Genomic DNA, 5087 nt, shown 5'->3' with positions numbered 1-5087 from the left:
TTTGAGGCCCGTCGGGAAGCCGGCGCCGCCGCGGCCGCGCAGGCCCGACGCCTTCATCTCGTTGACGATCCACTCGCGGCCCTTGGCAACGATGCCGGGCGTGTTGTCCCAGGCGCCGCGCGCCATCGCGCCGGCCAATGACTTGTCAAACAGGCCGTAGATATTGGTGAAGATGCGGTCTTTGTCCTGAAGCATTTTTCGTCCCTCAGACCGGCTTCTTGCCGAAGACGCGGATGTATTCGGCGACGCCACCCTTGGCGAGCGCCTTGGCCTGCTTGACCCAGTCGTCGCGATCGATGCGGCCCTGGAAAGAGAGATAGCCATCCACCCACTCGCGTTCGGCCTTCTTCCACGACGCGACCTGCGCGAAGGTGAAAATGCCGAGCGTATGCAGGATGCCCTCGATCTTGGGGCCGACGCCGGAGATCAGCTTCAGGTCGTCGACCTGTGCCGGTTTATCGATGCCGGCTGGACGGTTTTTGTCCCCGAGCGACGGTTTGGCCGTCTTGGCGGCCGGTACCTTGACCTCCGGCGCCTTGAAGGCGGATGCCGGCTCGGCCTTGATTATCGGGCCGCTGCGCTGCTTGGAAACCTGCTCGACCTTGGAGTCCGCCTTGTTGGCGTTGGCGGCCGAATGCAGCGGCGCGGCAACGCTCGCCGCCTTTTCAACCGCCGGCGCGACCTTGGTTTTTGAAGGCGTCTTCAATGCCGGGCTGGTTTCAGGGGTGTCGGTCTTCGGCTTGCTGGTGTTGGACGGTGCGACAGGGGCCGCGGCCGGCCCCGGCACAGGCGCCGCGATGATCGCGTCGGGCGCCGCCCTGGCGGCCTTGGCGGCCTCCCTGGCCTCCCTTTCGCGGGTCGACTTGAGGATCGCCTTTTCGCTCTTCAGCGTGGTGAGGCCGGAGGCCGGCTCGGAGCCGGTGCGGCCGTTCTGCGGCCCCGGTTCCACCGAAGCACCCTTGCCGGCGTCATAGAGATCGATGATTTCAGCCAGGCGTTCCGGCGTCAGATCCTCGAACGTGTCCTTGAAGATCATGACCATCGGCGCGTTGACGCAGGCGCCAAGGCATTCGACCTCTTCCCAGGACAAGGTGCCCTTGTCGTTGGCGTGGAACTGGTCGTGATGGATTTTGGAGCGGCAGACATCCATAAGCGCTTCCGAACCGCGCAGCATGCAGGGCGTGGTGCCGCAGACCTGGATATGCGCACGCGTGCCGACCGGATTCAACTGGTACTGCGTGTAGAAGGTCGCGACTTCGAGCCCGCGGATACGCGGCATGCCGAGCATGTCGGAAATCGTCTCGATGGCCGCCTTCGTCACCCAGCCTTCCTGCTCCTGCGCTATCATCAGCAAGGGAATGATGGCCGACTGCTCACGGCCCTTCGGGTACTTCTTGATCCATTGCTTCGCCGCAGCCGCGTTCGCCCGGTTGAAGGCGAAGGATGCTGGCTGGACGCTGGCTTCTGCGAGACGGCGGACTGACATTTAGCGATCGACCTCACCAAACACGATGTCGAGGGAGCCGAGAACGGCGGTGACGTCGGCCAGCATGTGGCCGCGGCAGAGGAAATCCATCGCCTGCAGATGCGCGAAACCCGGCGCGCGCAGCTTGCAGCGGTAGGGCTTGTTGGAGCCGTCGGAAACCAGATAGACGCCGAATTCGCCCTTCGGCGCCTCGACCGCGGCGTAAACCTCGCCGGCCGGCACGCGATAACCCTCGGTGTAGAGCTTGAAGTGATGGATCAGCGCTTCCATCGAGCGCTTCATCGCCTGGCGCTTGGGCGGCACCACCTTGCCGTCGAGGTTCGACACCGGCCCGGTGCTTTCCTTGCCGAGCAGGAGATCGACGCACTGGCGCATGATCTTCGCAGACTGGCGCATTTCTTCCATGCGCACGAGGTACCGGTCGAAGCAGTCGCCGTTCTTGCCGATCGGAATGTCGAAATCCATTTCCGAATAGCATTCATAGGGTTGCGACTTGCGCAGGTCCCAGGGAGCACCCGAACCGCGCACCATCACGCCCGAAAAACCCCAGGCCCAGGCATCGGCCAGCGAGACGATGCCGATGTCGACATTGCGCTGCTTGAAGATGCGGTTGCCGGTCAGCAGCTGATCGAGGTCGTCGATCGACTTCAGGAACGGGTCGATCCACTTGCCGATGTCCTCGACCAGTTTCTGCGGCAGGTCCTGGTGGACGCCGCCGGGACGGAAATAGGCGGCATGCATACGCGAACCGGAGGCGCGCTCATAGAACACCATCAGCTTTTCGCGCTCGACGAAGCCCCATAGCGGCGGCGTCAGCGCGCCGACGTCCATCGCCTGCGTCGTCACATTGAGGATGTGCGACATGATGCGGCCGATTTCGCAGTAGAGAACGCGGATCAGTTGGCCGCGCTTCGGCACTTCGATGCCGAGCAGGCGCTCGGCGGCGAGCGCGAAGGCGTGCTCCTGGTTCATCGGCGCGCAATAGTCGAGCCGGTCGAGATAGGGAATCGCCTGCAGGTAGGTTTTGGCCTCGATCAGCTTTTCGGTGCCGCGATGCAAGAGCCCGATATGCGGATCGACGCGATCGACGACTTCGCCGTCCAGCTCCAGCACAAGGCGCAAAACGCCGTGCGCCGCAGGGTGTTGCGGGCCGAAATTGATGTTGAAGTTGCGGACCGAGGTTTCAGCCATTTACTGCTTTGCCTTCTCGTCACCCGGCAGCACGTAATCCGTACCTTCCCACGGGGACAAAAAATCGAAATTGCGGAATTCCTGCTTGAGCTCGACCGGCTCGTAGATAACGCGCTTGGCTTCATCGTCGTAGCGCACCTCGACGAAGCCGGTCAGCGGGAAATCCTTGCGCAGCGGGTGGCCTTCGAAACCGTAATCGGTCAACAGGCGGCGCAAGTCGGGATGGCCCGAAAACAGCACGCCGTAGAGATCGTAGGTCTCGCGCTCGAACCAGTCGGCGCCGGGAAAGACGCCGGTGATCGACGGCACCATCGTCTCTTCGTCGGCCTGCACCTTGACGCGGATGCGCACATTCTGCTTCGGCGACAACAGATGGTAGACGACGTCGAAGCGCTTGGCCCGCGACGGATAGTCGGCGCCACAGACGTCGATGATCGAGATGAACTGGCAGCGCGCATCGTCGCGCAGGAACGTCATCACCTCGACCAGATCGCGCGGCTCGACATGGATGGTGAGTTCGCCATAGGCGATATCAGCCTCGTTCACGCGGCCGATCAGCTTCTCGCCGAGATAGTTCGACAGTTCGCTCAGGGATGCGGTCATGATTTACCGTTCGATCGTGCCGGTGCGGCGGATCTTCTTCTGCAGGAGAAGAATGCCGTAGAGCAGCGCTTCGGCGCTCGGCGGGCAGCCGGGCACATAGATATCGACGGGCACGATGCGGTCGCAGCCGCGCACCACCGAATAGGAGTAGTGGTAGTAGCCGCCGCCATTGGCGCAGGAGCCCATCGAGATGACGTAGCGCGGTTCCGGCATCTGGTCGTAGACCTTGCGCAGCGCCGGCGCCATCTTGTTGGTCAGCGTGCCGGCGACGATCATGATGTCGGACTGGCGCGGGGACGCGCGCGGCGCGACGCCGAACCGCTCCGAATCATAGCGCGGCATCGAGGTGTGGATCATCTCGACCGCGCAGCAAGCGAGGCCGAACGTCATGAACATCAGCGACCCGCTGCGCGCCCAGGTGATGAGCGCCTCGGTCGAAGTGACCAAAAAGCCCTTGTCGGCCAACTCGTTGTTGATCTCGAGGAAGAAGGGATCGTCCTCCCCCACCGGCCTGCCGGTGTTGGGATCGATAATACCCTTGGGCTTCGGCGCGACGAGGGTGCCTGAACTGTCGTTCAATCCCATTCCAGCGCTCCTTTTTTCCATTCATAGGCAAAGCCGATGGTCAGCACCGCCAAAAACACCATCATCGACCAGAAACCGAGCATGCCGATCTTCGAAAACGACACCGCCCACGGAAACAGGAAGGCCACTTCCAGGTCGAAGATGATGAACAGGATCGACACCAGGTAGAAACGGATGTCGAACTTCATGCGGGCGTCGTCGAACGAGTTGAAACCGCACTCATAGGCGGAAAGCTTTTCGGGATCGGGATTGCGGTAGGCCACCAGGAAGGGCGCGGCCAGCAGCGCCAGGCCGACAACCAGCGCCACGCCTATGAACAGGACGATGGGCAGGTATGAGCTCAAGAGTGCGTTCATGCTCGGCTTTCCGTTGGCGCCAATCCAGTTTGATTACAGCACCGGACCCTAATGCGGAAGCGTGACAGTTTAACCGCTGAACCGTTTTAAGGGCCTATGCTGCAACGCGGCGAGGGTTAGCGCAGCACTTCCAGCGAAGCAAGTCAAACCTTGTTCAAAACACCGACCTGGATGGCATATCGCGGCAAACTGGTCCGATCCGCTCCTGTTTGATTTCCTTCGCTTTTTACTCCACTTTTCTCTCCTGACATGGATGCCGCCAAAACCCTGCTAGCATGGGTTGGAATCAGCCATTCGACCCTCGGTCAAAACACTTCAAAGTGATGCCTGCATGAAGGAAAAGATCTCGCTCCCCACGGCCCGTCGCATCGCGCTTGCCGCCCAGGGGTTTCTCGATCCCCGCCCGACCGGCACGCCCGACCGCCGGCATTTTGCCCGCACCCTCTCCCGCACCGGCCTGCTGCAGATCGATTCCGTCAGCGCGGTGGTGCGCGCTCATTATATGCCGCTCTATTCGCGCCTTGGTCCCTACCCGTTCTCGCTGCTCGACAACGCGGCCGTGACGCGTAAGCGCACGGTTTTCGAATACTGGGCGCACGAGGCTTCCTTCCTGCCGGTGGAGACGTACCCGCTGATGCGCTGGCGCATGCAGCGCGCCGAGCGCGGCGAGGAAATGTATCTGGGGCTCGCCAAATGGGGCCGCGAACACGCCGGCTATATTGAGGAGATCTATCGCCAGGTCGCCGAGCGCGGCCCGATCGCCGCTTCCGCGCTCGAAGGCCAGAAAGGTTCGGGCGGCTGGTGGGGCTGGAGCCACGCCAAGCACGCCTTCGAATGGTTGTTCTGGGCCGGCCGCATCACCACCT

Annotated in this window: 6 protein-coding genes and 1 pseudogene; 1 reads left to right on the top strand and 6 read right to left on the bottom strand. The window is 62.3% G+C overall.

The features are described 5' to 3' along the window. The 6 genes and pseudogenes from EN750_RS17905 to EN750_RS17880 all read right to left on the bottom strand — a co-directional run. Positions 1-195 (bottom strand): annotated as a pseudogene (locus EN750_RS17905) (NADH-quinone oxidoreductase subunit F); the annotation flags it as partial. Positions 196-205: 10 nt separating this feature from the next. After that, positions 206-1486 (bottom strand): NADH-quinone oxidoreductase subunit E, encoded by a 1281-nt coding sequence (locus EN750_RS17900; protein WP_127397204.1) that lies wholly within the window; start codon positions 1484-1486, stop codon positions 206-208. Continuing rightward, positions 1487-2677 carry an NADH-quinone oxidoreductase subunit D gene (locus EN750_RS17895; RefSeq protein ID WP_023812387.1) on the bottom strand — a complete coding sequence of 397 codons (1191 nt, stop codon included), beginning with the start codon at positions 2675-2677 and terminating at the stop codon, positions 1487-1489. After that, complete coding sequence (locus EN750_RS17890) at positions 2678-3280, bottom strand: NADH-quinone oxidoreductase subunit C (protein ID WP_127268493.1); 603 nt, start codon at positions 3278-3280, stop codon at positions 2678-2680. Positions 3281-3283: 3 nt separating this feature from the next. Next, the gene (locus EN750_RS17885) at positions 3284-3865 is read right to left on the bottom strand and encodes an NADH-quinone oxidoreductase subunit B (RefSeq protein ID WP_013531090.1); all 582 of its coding nucleotides are present in this window, start codon (positions 3863-3865) and stop codon (positions 3284-3286) included. Next, complete coding sequence (locus EN750_RS17880) at positions 3856-4221, bottom strand: NADH-quinone oxidoreductase subunit A (protein WP_010910112.1); 366 nt, start codon at positions 4219-4221, stop codon at positions 3856-3858. Before EN750_RS17880 ends, EN750_RS17885 begins: the two co-directional genes overlap by 10 nt. A gap of 331 nt (positions 4222-4552) precedes the next feature. Here EN750_RS17880 and EN750_RS17875 point away from each other — a divergent pair. Further along, on the top strand, positions 4553-5087 hold a 535-nt coding region (locus tag EN750_RS17875; protein WP_145967749.1), incomplete at its 3' end, for a crosslink repair DNA glycosylase YcaQ family protein.

Origin of the sequence: Mesorhizobium sp. M7A.F.Ca.ET.027.03.2.1 (assembly GCF_003999175.1) — a bacterium.
Lineage (GTDB): Bacteria > Pseudomonadota > Alphaproteobacteria > Rhizobiales > Rhizobiaceae > Mesorhizobium.
Note: the sequence above shows the minus strand (reverse complement) of the source record. Positions and strands in the feature narration are given on the sequence as shown.